Annotated in this window: 14 protein-coding genes; 3 read left to right on the top strand and 11 right to left on the bottom strand. The window is 45.3% G+C overall.

Annotation, left to right across the window (positions count from 1 at the left end):
* The first annotated feature begins 372 nt into the window (after nt 1-372).
* Both ACE04G_RS14345 and ACE04G_RS14340 read left to right on the top strand, forming a co-directional pair.
* Entirely contained in the window at nt 373-783 is a 411-nt protein-coding gene (locus ACE04G_RS14345; RefSeq protein ID WP_449004125.1) for a hypothetical protein, read from the top strand.
* Nucleotides 780-1,844: a phosphodiester glycosidase family protein gene (locus tag ACE04G_RS14340; RefSeq protein WP_449004126.1), complete on the top strand. Its 1,065-nt coding sequence runs from the start codon at nt 780-782 to the stop codon at nt 1,842-1,844. Before ACE04G_RS14345 ends, ACE04G_RS14340 begins: the two co-directional genes overlap by 4 nt.
* Nucleotides 1,845-2,142: 298 nt before the next feature.
* On the opposite strand, the gene ACE04G_RS14335 is transcribed toward ACE04G_RS14340, so the two are convergent.
* The 6 genes from ACE04G_RS14335 to ACE04G_RS14310 all read right to left on the bottom strand — a co-directional run bounded on the left by ACE04G_RS14335 (nt 2,143) and on the right by ACE04G_RS14310 (nt 9,805).
* A complete protein-coding gene (locus ACE04G_RS14335; RefSeq protein ID WP_339183540.1) occupies nt 2,143-3,159 on the bottom strand; it encodes a LacI family DNA-binding transcriptional regulator in 1,017 nt (338 codons plus the stop codon).
* A gap of 77 nt (nt 3,160-3,236) precedes the next feature.
* On the bottom strand, nt 3,237-5,402 hold the full coding sequence (gene bglX, locus ACE04G_RS14330; protein WP_449004127.1) for a beta-glucosidase BglX: 2,166 nt from the start codon (nt 5,400-5,402) through the stop codon (nt 3,237-3,239).
* A 97-nt stretch (nt 5,403-5,499) separates the two neighbouring features.
* On the bottom strand, nt 5,500-7,095 hold the full coding sequence (locus ACE04G_RS14325; protein ID WP_307414163.1) for a type 2 periplasmic-binding domain-containing protein: 1,596 nt from the start codon (nt 7,093-7,095) through the stop codon (nt 5,500-5,502).
* Nucleotides 7,096-7,148: 53 nt separating this feature from the next.
* Entirely contained in the window at nt 7,149-8,051 is a 903-nt protein-coding gene (locus ACE04G_RS14320; RefSeq protein WP_076209164.1) for a carbohydrate ABC transporter permease, read from the bottom strand.
* A gap of 18 nt (nt 8,052-8,069) precedes the next feature.
* Nucleotides 8,070-9,029: an ABC transporter permease gene (locus tag ACE04G_RS14315; protein ID WP_017689585.1), complete on the bottom strand. Its 960-nt coding sequence runs from the start codon at nt 9,027-9,029 to the stop codon at nt 8,070-8,072.
* Between the two features lie 11 nt (nt 9,030-9,040).
* Nucleotides 9,041-9,805, bottom strand: coding sequence for an alpha/beta hydrolase (locus ACE04G_RS14310; RefSeq protein WP_221823013.1), 765 nt, complete (start codon nt 9,803-9,805; stop codon nt 9,041-9,043).
* Nucleotides 9,806-10,278: 473 nt separating this feature from the next.
* Here ACE04G_RS14310 and ACE04G_RS14305 point away from each other — a divergent pair, with 473 nt between their 5' ends.
* On the top strand, nt 10,279-11,196 hold the full coding sequence (locus ACE04G_RS14305) for a serine hydrolase domain-containing protein (protein ID WP_449004128.1): 918 nt from the start codon (nt 10,279-10,281) through the stop codon (nt 11,194-11,196).
* Between the two features lie 98 nt (nt 11,197-11,294).
* Here the strand turns inward: ACE04G_RS14305 and ACE04G_RS14300 are convergent, their stop codons facing one another.
* The 5 genes from ACE04G_RS14300 to aroF form a co-directional block, all read right to left on the bottom strand.
* Complete coding sequence (locus ACE04G_RS14300; protein WP_036610032.1) at nt 11,295-11,549, bottom strand: AbrB/MazE/SpoVT family DNA-binding domain-containing protein; 255 nt, start codon at nt 11,547-11,549, stop codon at nt 11,295-11,297.
* Nucleotides 11,550-11,716: 167 nt separating this feature from the next.
* A complete protein-coding gene (trmL, locus tag ACE04G_RS14295; RefSeq protein ID WP_076209167.1) occupies nt 11,717-12,184 on the bottom strand; it encodes a tRNA (uridine(34)/cytosine(34)/5-carboxymethylaminomethyluridine(34)-2'-O)-methyltransferase TrmL in 468 nt (155 codons plus the stop codon).
* A 139-nt stretch (nt 12,185-12,323) separates the two neighbouring features.
* Complete coding sequence (serC, locus tag ACE04G_RS14290; RefSeq protein WP_076209168.1) at nt 12,324-13,412, bottom strand: 3-phosphoserine/phosphohydroxythreonine transaminase; 1,089 nt, start codon at nt 13,410-13,412, stop codon at nt 12,324-12,326.
* Between the two features lie 239 nt (nt 13,413-13,651).
* A complete protein-coding gene (glnA, locus tag ACE04G_RS14285) occupies nt 13,652-15,076 on the bottom strand; it encodes a type I glutamate--ammonia ligase (RefSeq protein ID WP_074094318.1) in 1,425 nt (474 codons plus the stop codon).
* Nucleotides 15,077-15,489: 413 nt separating this feature from the next.
* Nucleotides 15,490-16,554: a 3-deoxy-7-phosphoheptulonate synthase gene (gene aroF, locus ACE04G_RS14280; protein WP_036610039.1), complete on the bottom strand. Its 1,065-nt coding sequence runs from the start codon at nt 16,552-16,554 to the stop codon at nt 15,490-15,492.
* Nucleotides 16,555-16,762: the final 208 nt, after the last annotated feature.

Genomic DNA, 16,762 nt, shown 5'->3' with positions numbered 1-16,762 from the left:
TGCGACAATCCGAGTATAGAAGAAGCATAGGTCGGATTATGTCGAAAAACAGAAAAATACAGGAGGAAGCCGATAAAAAGGCTCTATTTTCACTGTATTTTGTTATAAAAACACCATGACGTCCATCTTTCCATCCCCGGAAAGGTCAAAATATAGTATAAATTTCCTGCATTTCTATCTAAAAAAGTCGAAAAACCTGCCCAAAGTTCCTACTTATTGCATCTATAAGAAATTGTATCCTAGGACTTCCTTCCGATGCAATCTCTTTTTACTCTATTAAGTAAAGAATTTCATTTTTGCGTAATCAATAGGGGCATGATAGAATGAGGACTGGAAATTTTTTTGTACCTATTAATGACCAGGAGTGATGATATGAAACCATCTGCCCCGTCCTCTGACATCCATCACACCCGGAGCGCCAAAGGCAAGGCTGGATCTTCAATCAAGCTGTTTCTGGTAATGTGGATTGTTCTCATTGCACTAGGAGTCGTTGGAACCTACTATTATAGTAACCATCTCCAGCAACAGATGATTAACCAGCTTCAAGCCCATAATCAGCAGCAGATTGCAGCACTAAAAACCGACTATGAAAATCAGCTAACAACGATATCAAAGGAAGTAAAAGACCTGCAGGGACAGGTTCAATCCTTCAATGAATTGCTGACTTTCACCAAGGATAATGCAAGTGACAAAACGGATAACAGCAACAAACTGTATACCCAGCTGAGCGAAGTCAAAAAACAACTGGAGACACTCCAGAAAAAGATGGACCTGCTCAAATGATTACACCCGTCAAACAGGTTAATCGTTTTTTTATGCTTGCACTCGCTCCTTTTGTTGGATTGATATTATGCCTGCTGCTGCTTCGTCCTCCACTTGAACCCGGAGGTTTGATGCCTACCGAACTGTCAGAGGATACGATTACACCCCGGACCCAAGCAATTAGCCAAGAGCTTGCGGGGGCAAAAGATGCTGCTGTCCAGACTTCTTCTTCTATTAAAAGAACGACACAGCTCTATAATAAAACAACAAGTACGATGTCTACACTTGTGCAGAAGGCTTCCACCCAAGCGGATCGTCCGGAAATGATCTACAACAAACGGATTTCATCCAAGCTTGGCGTTCCATTTGAACGGGTAGACAGTGACCGGTTAACGATTGAACTGTACAGAGTGAATCCTGGCAGCTATAAGGGCTATGCCATGAAGATCAAGCTAAAAGACCCGACGGCCATGCAGATGGCTCTAGACAGTGAACCAGGGCGTTCTGAGACGACCATGCAGGCTGTGAAGCGTAACGGCGCAATTGCCGGGATCAACGCAGGTGGATTTGCTGACAGTGGCGGCAAACGTTATCCACTTAGCACAACCGTCATGGACGGGAAATACGTGAACGGGTTCCAGGCCAGTTTCAAAGATCTGTTTTTTGTAGGACTTAACGATGCCGGCAAACTGGTCGGAGGCAAGTTCTTCGACAAAAACTCACTGGATCGCCTGCAACCACAATTTGGGGCTACGTTTGTACCCGTGCTGCTACAGAATGGACGTAAAACTGCAATTCCCGACAAGTGGAAGGTATCACCCAAACGAGCACCACGTACAGTCATTGGCAATTATAAGGATGATCAGTTATTGATTATTGTAGTTGACGGATATAATGAGGGCGGAAGTTCCGGTGCTACCCTTGAAGAGTTGCAAGGGCGGTTGTACAAGCTTGGGGTGATCGACGCCTATAATCTGGATGGCGGTGGATCATCCTCGCTTATTCTGAATAATCGGGTCGTGAATAACCCTTCAGATGGCAGCCTCAGACCGGTGCCCACACACTTTTTATTTTACAAATAATAGGGTGAAGCATTTCTTTTCTACCTATAATGGTTATAATAGAAGAAAATGAGCTTGTGCAGGAGGTGCGAAGGGCATGTCATTTTCACTGACATTCTGGATTATTGCAATCGTATTGACTCTCTTCATTACAGGCATTCTCACTTCATCCTACAACAATGACAAAACAAAAGGCTTGTAAAGGCCAAGCCTCTCTCCGGAGAGGCTTTTTCTATTGCTTCATCCTCGAAATAGCAAGAGACAAGGCTTAAAAGAATGATTCGATTCTTCTAAGCCTTGTCTCTTGCTGTATTCGGGATCAATAGCTAACCGCCCGATCATTCCGCATAGATATAATCGAATCAGACGGAATAGGCCCACTCACCGACCCACCCTCAACTAATGTCACATAAATTCGTTCATGATCGACGGGTTCTCCAGCAATAATTTTGATCAATTGTTCAGCAGCGAGCGATCCCCACTTGCGTTTGGAATAATCAATGCTTGCCAATCTCGGCTGGACATACTTGCTCAATTCAATATTGTCGAATCCGATGACATCAATCTCCTGACCAACGCCGAGTGCACTGTCTGCCAGACGATCACACAAGCCAATAGCCATCTCATCATTGAGGCAGAATACCGCTGCGGGTCCATCATACACCTGCACAATCTGATCTGCGGCTTGTTCTCCACCACTCTTTTCAAAATCTCCCGTGATCTCAATCCATTCCACATCGGCTTCACGTTCCGCAACCTGTCTCACAGCCTTTAACCGTTGCACAGAGTCAAACGAACCTTCCGGTCCTGTCACCACGTAGATTTTCTTATGTCCCTGTTCAATCAGATGTTCCATCGCAAGTGTCGCCCCGGCCTTATTATCCAGCAGAACCTGATTAATGTTGGGATGATCCATCTCACGGTCCAATACAACGATTTTGTGCCCACGATCGGCATACTGCATTAGTTCCTCACTTGCAAACGTATGATCCAGAATGATCGCACCATCAATCATTCTCTCTGGAAGCATGCGATGGGATTGTTTACCACTGCACACGATCAGGTCATAACCTTGAGCATTACATACGGCTTTCATGCCACTCAGCAAGTCTCCATACACATCTCCTCTAAAATCGGTCAAGAATACACCTAGAATTTTGGATTCCCTCTTCTTCAGTGTTCTTGCTGCGGCATTTGGAACATAGTTCAGTTCTTTGGCAATGGCCAAAATTTTGGAACTCGTCTCATCGGTCACTTTGTTGCTGCCATTCAGCGCATATGACACAGTAGAGATGGAAACTCCCGCCTGTTTGGCGATATCCTTGATACTGACCACATTCTTCGCTCCCCTGTTATGTTAATCAGGCCTTCCATAACAAAAGGCCTGACACATTACTCTTTCCATTCACCGGATTAAACAAGTCTGAATGATTTCTTCTGAGTATCCCGGCTGTTTGCACCCACAAGAATATGGAACTCGCCTCGATCACTACGGTGGCTTAAGTCGGAATGGTGATAACGAAGCTGTTCTTCATTTAACGTAAATGTGGCTGTACCACTCTCGCCTGGCGCCAGTGCAAGCTTCACATATCCTTTCAGCTCACGCATAGGACGAACGACTTCACCCGTTACATCACGAACGTACAACTGAACGGTCTCCACGCCTGCGCGCTCACCCGTATTCGTTACACGTACTTGGATGCTCAGGGACTCTTCGGCAGTCATCTCGTTACTTGACACTTCCAGATCACCATAAGAGAACGAAGTGTATGAGAGACCATAACCGAACGGAAGCAAAGGTTCATTTGGGCTGTCAATGTATTTGGAGACATAACGTTCTTCCGTCTTCTCCGGGTTCAGTGGACGACCTGTATTGAAATGGTTGTAATAGACCGGAATCTGACCTACGGACTGCGGGAAGGACATCGTCAGACGTGCGGATGGATTCACCACACCTGTCAGAACATCTGCGATCGCTGCTCCGCCTTCACTACCTGGGAACCAGGCTTCAAGAACAGCATCCGATTCATCGATTACACCATGCAGATCCAATGGACGGCCGTTGAAAATAACGCTGGCAATCGGTTTTCCCGCTGCTTTGAGCTGTTTAACCAATTCCAATTGGGCTGCTGGCAGACGAATATCCGTGCGTGAGCCACCTTCTCCACTCATCTCGGAGTCTTCACCAAGAGCAAGGACAATCAGATCTGCTTTGCTTGCCACTGCCAGGGCTTCGGCAATCTGCTCAGCTGTAATCGTATGAACATTACTGCCTTGAGCAAATTGAACTTTCCCACCCGTCAGGCGTTCTTGCAGAGCTGTTCCCAACTTGACTGCATCTTCCTTAACCCCTTCACAGGACCACCAGCCCAGAATATCAGGACTCTGTGCAAAAGGACCAATGAGGGCTACATTAGCATCAGGTTGAATTGGAAGCACGCTGCCATCATTTTTCAACAGGACAGCCGATTTGGTTGCCAGTTCATACGATACCTGACGGTGCTCTTTGGAGAATACAATCTCACGTTCACGTTCAGGATCAGCTGCACGAAGTGGGTTATCGAACAATCCCAGCTTTTCTTTCAGTTGCAGAATTCGCAGAACGGCTTCATCAATGAGCTTCTCATCCACTTCACCACTCTCAATCAGTTCAGGCAAATGATGCACATAACAAGGTGTCATCATCTCCATATCTACTCCTGCGCGAATGGCACGATATGCCGCTTCACGATCATCTTCTGCAGCACCATGCGCAATCATCTCGCGAATGGAAGCCCAATCCGAGATTAATACACCATCAAAGCCCCACTCGTCACGCAAAATGCCGCGCATTAACTTCTCATTGCCACTTGCCGGAATACCGTCAACCGTATTGAACGAAGTCATGACCATTTCCACCCCCGCATCCAACGCTGCTTTGTACGCTGGCAAATAGTACTCACGCAGGTTACGCTCAGACATGTCCACCGTATTGTAATCCCGACCACCCTCAGCCGCTCCATACGCCGCAAAGTGTTTCACACAGGCTGCAAGACGATCTGGCTCATCCTTCAAGCTATCGCCCTGATATCCACGTACAAACGCAGCCGCGAACAAACTGTTCAGATAAGGATCTTCTCCTGTCGTTTCCATCACACGGCCCCAGCGCGGGTCACGAACCAGATCCACCATCGGTGCAAAGGTAACATGCAAACCGGATACAGCTGATTCACGTGCTGCAATTTCAGCACTTTTCTCAGCCAGTTCTGTGTCCCATGAACAACCGATCGCCAGTGGAATCGGGAAAATAGTTTTGAATCCATGAACTACGTCAGCCATGAACAAAAGCGGAATGCCCAAACGGCTTTTTTTCATATAAGCTTGCTGTACATCAATGATAGCCTGCGCACCGGACAATCCCAGAATGGACCCACTGGCATCCACGGACTGCTCCGTAATTCCCATCTCTTCCATTGGCCCTGTGATCTGACCTTCCACATTCGTTCCTTCATAGAAGTTGGCAGTCAACTGAAGAAGCTGTGCTGTTTTTTCCTCCAACGTCATCTGTTTCACCAAGTCTAGCAACTGCTCGTTATTCATCAATAGTATCCTCCACTACAAGTTGTTGAAATAAAGAACCCGGCTGCGTTCGGGGAGAGACCGCGCACCGGGTTCAAAATTAATTACTGAACGATTACTAGAATTTCTCGTTTAGCTCATCCAGATAAGGTTGAACCAGGGACATTTTACTGTTCACCCATTCTTTCCAGTTAGCCTCCAGATCTCCGCTTTTCAGGATCAGGTTGGCATATTCGTTCTGGTAATCGAATGAAGCTTGACTCTTAGCTTTGGAATCGTACAGGTTGATATCCCAATCATATGCTGCAAGTGATTTGCCTTCTGTACCGAGTTTTGCTTTTTCTTCGAACAATTTCACGGCTCTATCACGGTAATCTTTTTTGATTGCAGGGTTTACAACACTGAAGTCGTCACCGAGCAGATACAGACCTTCGAAACGTGCTGGATATTTATCTTCCAATACCGTTCCTTCTGGCAACAAGCTAACGAGTTCGTTGTTTTCATCATACTTCCAATCTTTTCCTTCAAAGCCCATGTTGATGAGCAACTGTCCTTCTTTTGTTGCGGAGTAATCGATCAGATCCATGATCCGTTCGAATTTCTCGTCACTGATGTCCGGATTGAAGATCAATGCAGACCAGAAGTTGGCTTGCTCCATGTTACGGTATTTCCCGTCATCGCCTACTACGATTGCTGTGTGTACCAGTTCATCACTATCTACACCCAGATTTTTTTTCATATCGGAATCCAGACCTTGTCTGTACGAAGCCAGTCCGCCCAGACTTGTTACAGCAGCTGTACCGGTTACTTTGAAATTGTTTTGACCTTCATTGTTTTTCCATGTGTAGAACTCAGGATTGAGCAGTCCGTCTTTATAGGCTTTTTGCATCAATTTAAGTCCTGTCAGCGTTTCAGGATCTGCTGGTCCCCAGTGGAATTGGCCATCTTCACCTTTGTAGAACGGAGAGTCAGTCATGGCATGCACACTGTTTGGCATAATCATGTTTGTCATGGCATCTGCCGCATTGTAGGACAGAGGTACAAGTTTGTTACCCACTTTGCCTGGATCTTTTTCTTTCACTAGCGCAGCATATTCATTCAATTCGGTTGTTGTATAAGCATCTTTCAGTTCAAAACCAACCGCTTCAGCCCAGTCTTTACGAAGCGCAATGACACCAATTTGGTTCGTCAGTGGGTCAGCCGGTTTGTTCTCGAAGTAGATTGGTCTAGGCAGGACGTATGTTCCACCCGTCAATTCTTCCAACTTGTCTCCAAGACCCGTCAAATTGTAAGCTGCTGCGACGTTAGGCCAGCGTTCTTTCCAGTCATCCGGGAATTTGTAGAACAAACCTTGTTCAATGCTGTTAATGGCATCGCCATGTACGTAGTTCCATACCGCTACATCCGGCAAGTCGCCAGAGTTGATCCACAGACGAAGCTTCTCGCCCCATGAATCCCAATCGATATAGTTGTAGTCCCAAGTTACATTAAATTTGTCTGTCCAGAACTTGTGGAAGTCATTATCCAGGTTCCCGTTTTTGATTTCTGTCAGGTTAGCTACAGAGATGGTCAGGTTATCTTTGTAATTTCCCTCTGCATCTTTTTCGTTACCACCTGAAGCTCCTTGGCTGGAACAAGCGGTCACCATCAGCATAACTACACTAAGCGTGATGGCAAAGAGAGCTCTTACTGACAACTTTTTGTTCGTTTTCATGTTTTACCCCCATGTTTTTTAGTAGAATTTTATTGCAAAATCCTATACGTATATCAGGTCTTGATTGCCCCTGTTAATACCCCTTTGGCAAAGTGTTTTTGCAGCATTGGGAAGAAACACATAATTGGTACCATGGTGACAAATACGGCTGCCATCTTCATGCCCATTGAGAAGTTGCTTGCCTGGGCAGCATCCACACTGGATGCATTGGATGCATTCGTCGTAGATGTCACGATAATATTTCGGAGTACATTCTGGAGCGGTAACTGATCCGCTTTTCGAAGGAATATCATCGCATCATACCAACTGTTCCAGTAAGCCACACCGTAGAACAACGTGATTGTAGCCATAATTGGTGTAGCCAGCGGAAGAACAACAGAGAACAAAATTCTCCACTCTCCGGCTCCATCCAGTCTCGCCGATTCCATGAGTGATTCAGGCAAGGTGTAGAAGTAGTTCATCATCAGAATCATGTTAAACGCACTGAAGCTTCCCGCCAGAATGACGGACCACAGCGTACCTGTAAGATGAAGTGATTTCATGATCAGGTACAGCGGTACGATACCACCATTAAAGATCATGGTGAACAGTACCAGGAAAAAGAGAAATTTCTTAAACGGAAATTTGTTACGACTAAGGCCATATGCCATGCTTGTTGTCAGGAACAAGCTGAGCGGCAAGCCGATGACTAGCAATATAATTGTATTTTTGTACCCAGACAGAATCGTTCCGTCAGCGAACAATGCCTTGTAGGAATCCAATGTCCATTCTTTAGGGAACATCAAAAATGGATTGTCAGCATATTCTTTTTGTGTTGCAAACGAGATCATGATGACATTCCAGAACGGAATCAGGATCATCAGGGCAAGCACTAGTAATACGGCAAAAATAATGTAATCGAGAAGTGTCATTTTTTCTGTACCAATTCTCGGTTTTTTGTTAGCTTTCTTGCTCATCTCATTTTTCCTCCTCTCTTATCGGAACAAACCGTCTCCGCCAAGCCACTTGGCAAATCTGTCAGCAAGAAGCAGCAAGGCCATATTCACCAGGGAACGGAACAAGCTGACCGCTGTCGAGAATGAGAAATCGGTAGATGACTGGAACGTAATCCGATAGATATACACATCGAGTACTTCCGATACATTTTTGGTAGCGGCATTTGCCAAGTTGAAGATCTGGTCAAATCCGGAAGACATCAATCCACCAACCGACAGAATAAACATGATTGTGATGGTTGGAAGGATGTTCGGTAAAGTAATTTTGAACATCTGTTGCATACGGGAAGCCCCGTCAATCTGTGCTGATTCATACTGATCCTGATCAATACCGGAAATGGCAGCCAGGAATATAATCGCGCCCCATCCACTTGATTTCCAAATATCAGTCAACAGCAACATGGGTACAAAGTTGGATTCAGACCCCAGGAAGTTAATCGTTGGCAATCCGAGTAATCCGAGCGCGCTATTTACCAGTCCGTCATATGCCAGCACATTGATGACTACCCCGGATACGATGATCCAGGACAGGAAGTGCGGGAACGTAAGGACGGTTTGGAATAATTTTTTCCCTCTGCGCATCCTCAATTCATTCAGCAACAGCGCCAGAATGATCGGGAACGGGAACTGAATAATCAGTTTCAGAATATTGATGTACAGCGTACGCCATACTGCGTCGATAAAGGTTGGATCACGGAAAACATATTTGAAGTTCTCGAATCCGCTCCATGGACTTCCCCAGATGCCCAGGTTGGCCTTGTAATCTTTGAATGCCAGAGACAGGCCACCCATCGGCATGTAGGCAAACAGAATTAGCCAGACAAGCCCCGGAATAAGCAGGGTGTATGTCATTCGGTGCTTCCAGATTTCAGTCCAGAGCGAATTGCCCTTCACGTTTCCCTTCAGCTTTTTGCTAGGTCCTTCGGCTGCAGGTTTCACATTGCATCTCCTCACTCTACTATGGTCTTGTCGTTGTACAGAAAATCAAACATCGTTCTCAGGTGGTGCTCCCAAAATCTCCATTCATGAGCCCCCGGCGTCTCCACATACCGAAAATCAAAGGCAGTCCCCTGCATGTATCTCGCATAGTCGCGATTCATCTCTACGAAGGGGTCACTATCGCCACAGCAACTGAGGATATCCGGTAAAGGAACACCCTGTTCCAGCAGCTTGGCCGACAGTGCGTAAATATCCTGATCGGCTTTTACCTGTAAACGTTCTCCAAAAACCGCTTTCATTTCCTTGATCATGGTCGCTGGCATATGAGGATCACGAAGTCGTGTCTGGATATCCGTTACGCCGGATAGGGACACTACTTTGCGATATCGCTCTGGATAAGTTAGTCCACATTTCAGTGCACCATATCCACCCATGGATAAACCGGCGACGTATGTTTTCTCCGGATCAGGATTCAGATTGAGCAGACGCTTGCATATTTCAGGTAACTCCTGAGTGATGTAGTGGAAGTAATTCAGGCCGTATTCCATATCGGTGTAATAGCTACGATTCGCTTCCGGCATAATGATCGTACAGCCATATTGCGCTGCATACATCTCAATTGTGGTTAACCGCTGCCAGGTACTCGCATTATCGCCTGCCCCATGCAACAGATATAGTGTACCGCCTGAAGTCTCTCCGGAGTCACTGGACACAACATGTATGCTGGTATTCATGCATAAGGTTGGCGATCCAGTTTCGATCGTTATATGTGCCATAAATGTAACCCCTCTCATCATCGCCTGCTGTCTTTACTCATTCGTTTCTCTGGCGTTGGATTGCAGGCTGTTGTAGATTCCCTTGTATTACGATGGGTTATCGAAACGATTTTCTCGAATCGTTTCAAAACATAGCCAACGTTGATCCACATGGACTTCATTACAACACTTTTAATGTGGAAGCGATTTCTTCGAATCGTTTCGAATAAATCATAAGCCCGATGAGTAAATCCTGTCAATAACCTTTTTACAAATTTCGCGTTTTTTTCTCGAAAAAATGCTATTTTAAGTCTAAATTTGCGTCCAAAGACACTATTATTACGAAAAAATGAAAATTCAGTAAGTGCGATTACAACTTTAATTGACACCAAACCAGGTTTATACTAACATGGGTTCTGATTTTGCATTCGAATTACGGAAACGTTTCACCAACCGATTTTACTCAGGTTTCACCTGATATTAGGGAGGTTAATATGTCTGAACAACTCAAAGGTTTCATTCATACGATTACGGAGCAACAATTGAATGTTTTTTCCATTCGCATATTACAAAAAGGGCATCTGCTTGCCCATTGGGACCGGGATAAGGACCAGCGCAGGGTACAACATTCCATCAGTAAATCCTTCACGTGTATGGCCGTTGGTCTTGCGCTTGAAGAAGGTCTGTTACATCTGGATGCGACACTTGGTGATTATTTTTCTTATGATCATGTACCCGTTGCACAACACAAACTCCCATCGCCGCAAGAATTAAAATTGCGTGATCTTCTCCGAATGTCTTCGGGCCATGACTCTCCCCCTCTTTGGGCTGATGAACGAGCTTCATTGACCGAAAAGGACTGGGCGAAATATTACATGTCGCTGCCTCTGGACCGGTTACCTGGAGAACAATTTACATATAGCAGCGGGGATACATTTATGATCTCAGCCATGCTACAGGTTGCTACCGGTCAAACCGTGAAAGATTACCTGACTCCACGGTTATTTGATCCGCTTGGCATCCATGAAGTAGAGTGGGAAACCTCTCCATTGGGGGTAACACTTGGCTGTGCAGGTCTTTGGATAAGCAATGATGAACTGAGTCGATTTGGACAGTTACTGCTGCAGGAGGGGCTTTGGGAAGGCACACAGCTTGTACCTGCCGATTGGATCAGACAGGCTACGTCCCAGCAGATCGAAACGACTGGAGACGGTGATTGGGGAAAAGGTTACGGGTATCAGTTCTGGATGTGTTCTCATGGCGCTTACCGCGCCGATGGAGCCTATGGTCAATTGTGTATCGTAATTCCCTCTCAGGAAGCTGTCGTATGTATTAACAGTGAGGAAGAAAATATGCAAGGCATCCTGAATGCCGTTTGGAATGAGGTTTTACCCCTTTATACCAAGGATTAGTCTCCGTATCTTATCTTATTTAAATTTGCAATTATGCCATCCGATTGAGAATAAAACAAAAAACGCCACGGGGTCAATGGACCCCATGACGTTATTTCTTATCCGTGTTGTGGAAGCTGAGTCATTTCATCTAAACATTGTGCGCATATGTAACGCTCTTTGAACTCGTTGACTTCCTCGATGGATCCGCAGAAAATACATTTTGGACGATATCTCTCCAAGATAATATGGTCCCCTTGTACTAAGATTTCTACAGGATCTCCCTCATTCATTTGATACCTTTTACGCAAAGATTTAGGCAATACGATCCTTCCTAATTGGTCAACTTTGCGAACTACTCCAGCTGGCTTCATAGCTACGGCACACCTCTCCTATCTTACTCTAAATTTCTAGGTACATTTGTACTATGTTTATAGATTCGCCAAGATTTTGTCGAATCCTGCTGGAAATAAACATTTTTTGTCCTTTTTTTTGAAAAATGTTTTTTTTCCGAATTCTAGCCGTCATTTATAACCAAAATTTATCCTTCTAACCCCGGGAAATTGAGCTGGCGCAACGCTTCATATACAATAATTGCTGCCGAATTGGATAGATTTAATGATCTAACGTCACCAGTCATTGGCATTTTCATGCATGTATCGGGATTCGCAGCAATTAATTCAGGTGGCAGGCCTTTAGTCTCTTTACCAAAAACGAGGAAATCCCCATCCTGAAAATTAAAATCACTGTATCGGTTTTTCGCCTTCGTAGTTGCGTAGAAGAAACGACCTTCCGGAAATTTTTCCTGAACCTCAGCAAATGAGTCATGGTATTCAATATGAACAGCATGCCAGTAGTCCAGGCCTGCACGTTTCAATGTAGCATCATCTGTTCGAAATCCAAGTGGACGTACGAGATGCAGATGGGTACCGGTCGCCGCACAAGTACGCGAAATATTGCCTGTGTTCGCCGGAATTTCTGGTTCAACCAGAACGATGTGTAAAGCCATATGTGTTCAATCTCCTTTTCATTTCATGTTGACGACAACCCTCTAATCTTAAAGAAAAGCCCTCCACACGTCAATGTGGAAGGCTCTGGTAAGGCACAGGATTAGACACAAAGGTCCATTACACCGTACCTATACTTAATTATCCATTTGTCTTCTGGAAGTGGCTCATGAAGTCTGTCAGTGCCTTAACGCTCTCATAAGGAGCAGCATTATAAATGGAGGCACGGAGACCACCCACACTGCGATGTCCTTTCAGACCTACAAATCCTTCTTCCTCCGAAGCCTTGATGAACTTTTTCTCCAGTTCCTCAGAAGCAAGACGGAAGGTTACATTCATGAGGGAACGATCCTCTGTTTCCACACAACCACGGTAGAAATCGCCTGAAGCGTCAATTGTGTTATAGAGCAATTCCGCTTTTTTCGTATTTTTTTGCTCAATACCAGCCAGTCCGCCCTGTTCTTCAATCCATTTCAATACTTCATTCACCATATATACCGAGAAGGATGGCGGCGTATTGTACAGGGAATTGTTATCTACATGTGTGCTGTAACGAAGCATGGTTGGAATCGTTTTAGGCGATTCGCTCACCAGTTCCTCACGGGCAATTACAACCGTAATTCCGGATGGACCCAGGTTCTTCTGCGCACCCGCGTAGATCATGCCGAACTGATTAAGATCAAATGGTTTACAGAAAATATCACTCGACATGTCCGCAATCAGAGGTACTGAACCGGTATCCGGGAACGATTTGAATTGCGTACCTTCGATCGTTTCGTTGGAAGTCAGATGTACATAAGCCGTACGTTCTGGCAAACTCAGATTCGAAACATCCGGCAATTTCATGAACTTCTCTGCTTCTGAAGATGCAGCAACATGCGTCTCGCCGATCAACTTCGCCTCAGACAGAGCCTTTTTGGCCCAGCTGCCAGTCATCACGTAACTTGCAGTCTGCCCTGCACCGAGCAGGTTCATTGGTAACATCGCAAACTGAGTGCTTGCACCGCCCTGCAGAAAAAGAACCTTGTATCCTTTTGGATTGCCTAGAAGCGACAACAACCGCTCCTGAGCTTCATTATGTACAGACTCATACACCGCTCCACGGTGAGACATCTCCATAATCGACATGCCTGTATTACGAAAATCTACAAATTCCGCCTGTGCACGCTCCAGTACCTCAAGTGGTAACGCCGCAGGTCCTGCATTAAAGTTATACGCTCTTTTTGTCACAAAATCCCCCGCCCTTTCCATCCGTAACTCTGACATACAAAGTGAATATTATCGCTATGATATCAGTATTCTCTATCTGCTTCAAGGGCAATATGCACTGAAGTGTTGAATTCAGGTCATCAAATTCCTTTATCACCCTGCAAAGTTAAAGCACTACATTGTTTAATTCAAGGAAAAGCCTCCGAGAGCGTGTCCCGGAGGCTTTAAGTTGGAACAAGAACTGTTCCGACCCCGACCGATTAGCAGTCGAAGTAAAGGCTGTACTCGTGCGGATGAATGCGGATCGCTACTGCTTTCGCTTCATCACGTTTGAGGTTGATGTAGTTTTCAATGAATTCTTTTGTGAATACGCCGCCTTCAGTCAAGAACTCGTTATCAGCTGCCAATGCATCAAGTGCTTCTTCGAGGGAAGCTGGCACACTGCGGATGTTTTCTTTATCTGCATCAGACAGGTCATAGATGTTTTTATCGAGCGGACCATATCCAAGCTCAGTTGGGTTGATTTTGCGTTTGATTCCATCCAGACCAGCCATCAGCATTGCGGAGAATGCCAGGTACGGGTTAGCTGTGGAGTCAGGTGTACGGAACTCGATACGACAACCTTTTGGTGTCACGGCTGCAACCGGAATACGTACTGCTGCAGAACGGTTACCTTTGGAGTAAACCAGGTTTACCGGTGCTTCGTAACCAGGTACGAGACGTTTGAACGAGTTCGTACTAGGGTTAGTCAAAGCGATCAGTGCCGGAGCATGGTACAGGATACCTCCGATGTAGTGCAGAGCCATTTCACTCAGGTTAGCATATCCCGCTTTGTCATAGAACAATGGGGAATCACCATCGAAGATGGATTGGTGAACGTGCATTCCGCTACCATTATCACCGAACAATGGTTTTGGCATGAATGTTGCTACTTTACCATATTGACGTGCAGTGTTGTGCACGATGTATTTGTATGCAAGCAGGTTATCTGCTGTTTTCTTCAGTGTATCAAAACGGAAGTTGATTTCGGCTTGACCCGCTGTCGCCACTTCATGGTGATGACGCTCGATCGACAGGCCTGCTTCTTCCAAAAGGCGACACATTTCGCTACGAATATCTTGTTGTGTATCCACTGGCGCTACTGGAACATATCCACCTTTAGTGCGTACTTTGAAGCCCAGGTTTCCGCCTTCTTCTTTGCGGTTGGTGTTCCATGAAGCTTCTTCGGAATCTACATAGTAGGAAGAGCTGTTCGTGCCGCTCTCATAACGTACATCGTCGAAGATGAAGAACTCGGATTCAGGTGCGAAGAATGCCGCTGTACCTACACCGCTCTCTTGCAAATAAGCTTCTGCTTTAACAGCGATGCTGCGTGGGTCACGCTCATAACGCTCGCCATCCGGAGTGAAGATATCACACATAACATTCAATGTAGGGTGTGCAGTGAACGGATCGACATAAGTCGCTTCAGGGTCTGGCATCATAACCATATCAGACTCTTCAATTCCGCGGAAACCTTGGATAGAAGAACCGTCAAAAGCTACTCCATTTACGAACGTGTCTGCATCAACAGCCGAAGCTGGCAACGAGATGTGATGTGCACGACCAGCTAAATCTACAAAACGAAAATCTACCCACTCGATGTTGTTCTCTTGAATTGATTTCAATACGTTTTCAACCGACATGTATTCGTCCTCCCAAATATTCCGAACATTAAACAACCCCACTAAGAAAATGTCTAAATTCGAATTTTTTTCTGTCGTCATTATAAATTTTAAAACATGACATCGTCAATACTTATGTAAGGTATTTTTTGAAGGTATGTTAGATATACTCACATTTTATAAATAACCTAAATTCATATAACAACTATATTTATATACATTTAACTGGTTTAATGCGGTAAAGCGACCCCTTTTTTATCCTAAATCATGGGAAAAACTTCACATCATAAATGTTTCTTATCACCATTGATTAATAAATACGTTCAAAACTGCAAAATATGCAAAAAACCGAGCATCTATCTGATTCCGTCGCAATGAACGAGACCAGATGAGATGCCCGGATGATGATCCAGACCTTGATTATGAAATTCTTATTACACGCCTACACGTGCCGGGAAAAATTCTGCCGGTTGTTTGGCTGTGCTGAATGATTTACCCACGATTGGTGCCAATTTCTCCAAATCCTGCAACAGGTTAGCGAATTGATCAGGGAACAGGGATTGCACACCATCTCCTGTCATGGAGTTATCCGGATCGGTATGCATTTCAATGATCAAGCCATTGGCACCCGCAGCAACGGAAGCTTTTGTCATCGGTTCCACCAGTTCACGTCGTCCAGTACCATGGCTCGGGTCAGAAATAACCGGCAAATGGCTCAGAGACTGTAGAACAGGGATCGCTGACAGATCCAGCGTATTCCGTGTGTAGGATTCAAACGTACGAATACCACGCTCACACAGCATAACATTTGGGTTACCACCCGCAAGAATGTATTCAGCCGCATTCAACAACTCATCGTATGTCGCACTGAAGCCACGTTTCAACAATACCGGTTTGCCACACTCACCCAATTTGCGGAGCAGGTCAAAGTTCTGCATGTTACGTGTACCTACTTGCAGAATATCTGCGTACTCGGCGCAAATATCCACATACTCAGGTGTCATGACTTCTGTAATGGTCAGCAGATCATGTTTCTTGCCTGCTTCCGCCATCATGATCAATCCTTCTACACCCGTTCCCTGGAAGCTGTAAGGACCCGTACGAGGCTTAAATGCACCACCACGTAACACTTGCCCACCAGCAGCTTTCACAAGCCCTGCAATCTCATCAATCTGTGCAGCGGATTCAACCGCACATGGTCCGCCCATGACAACAAGTTCTTTTCCGCCGATATCTACACCTTTGATGGAGATCACCGTATCTTCCGGATGGAAGTCGCGGCTTGCCAATTTGTAGGACTTCGAGATTTTCACGACATTCTCGACACCTTTCATTTGACGAAGATGCTCTTGCATTTTAGGTTCAACTTTACCAATCAAACCAATGATAGTACGATCCTCTCCGCGAGAGATATGCACCTGAAGCCCTTCTTTTTCAATAACTGCAACGATATCCTGAATCTGTTCCTCCGGTGTAGCCTTGCCTGCAATAACGATCATATTAATTCCCATCCTTCCTTGTATGAGAGCACAATCATTTCTTAACGTGCGTCTGATTAAATATAAAAACTCTGTCGCGCTTAAACGCTTGTTCGCTTTTAAGCTTTTATCCGTTAAAGTGAATATACCATAGTTCTCTTATTGCGTCAAGGTACACATTCCTTATCCATATACAAAAAGAACCCTGCTCCACAGGCTCCGACATTCG

The sequence above is a fragment of the Paenibacillus sp. AGC31 genome (assembly GCF_057334655.1).
This window is presented reverse-complemented; position numbering and strand designations above follow the sequence as displayed.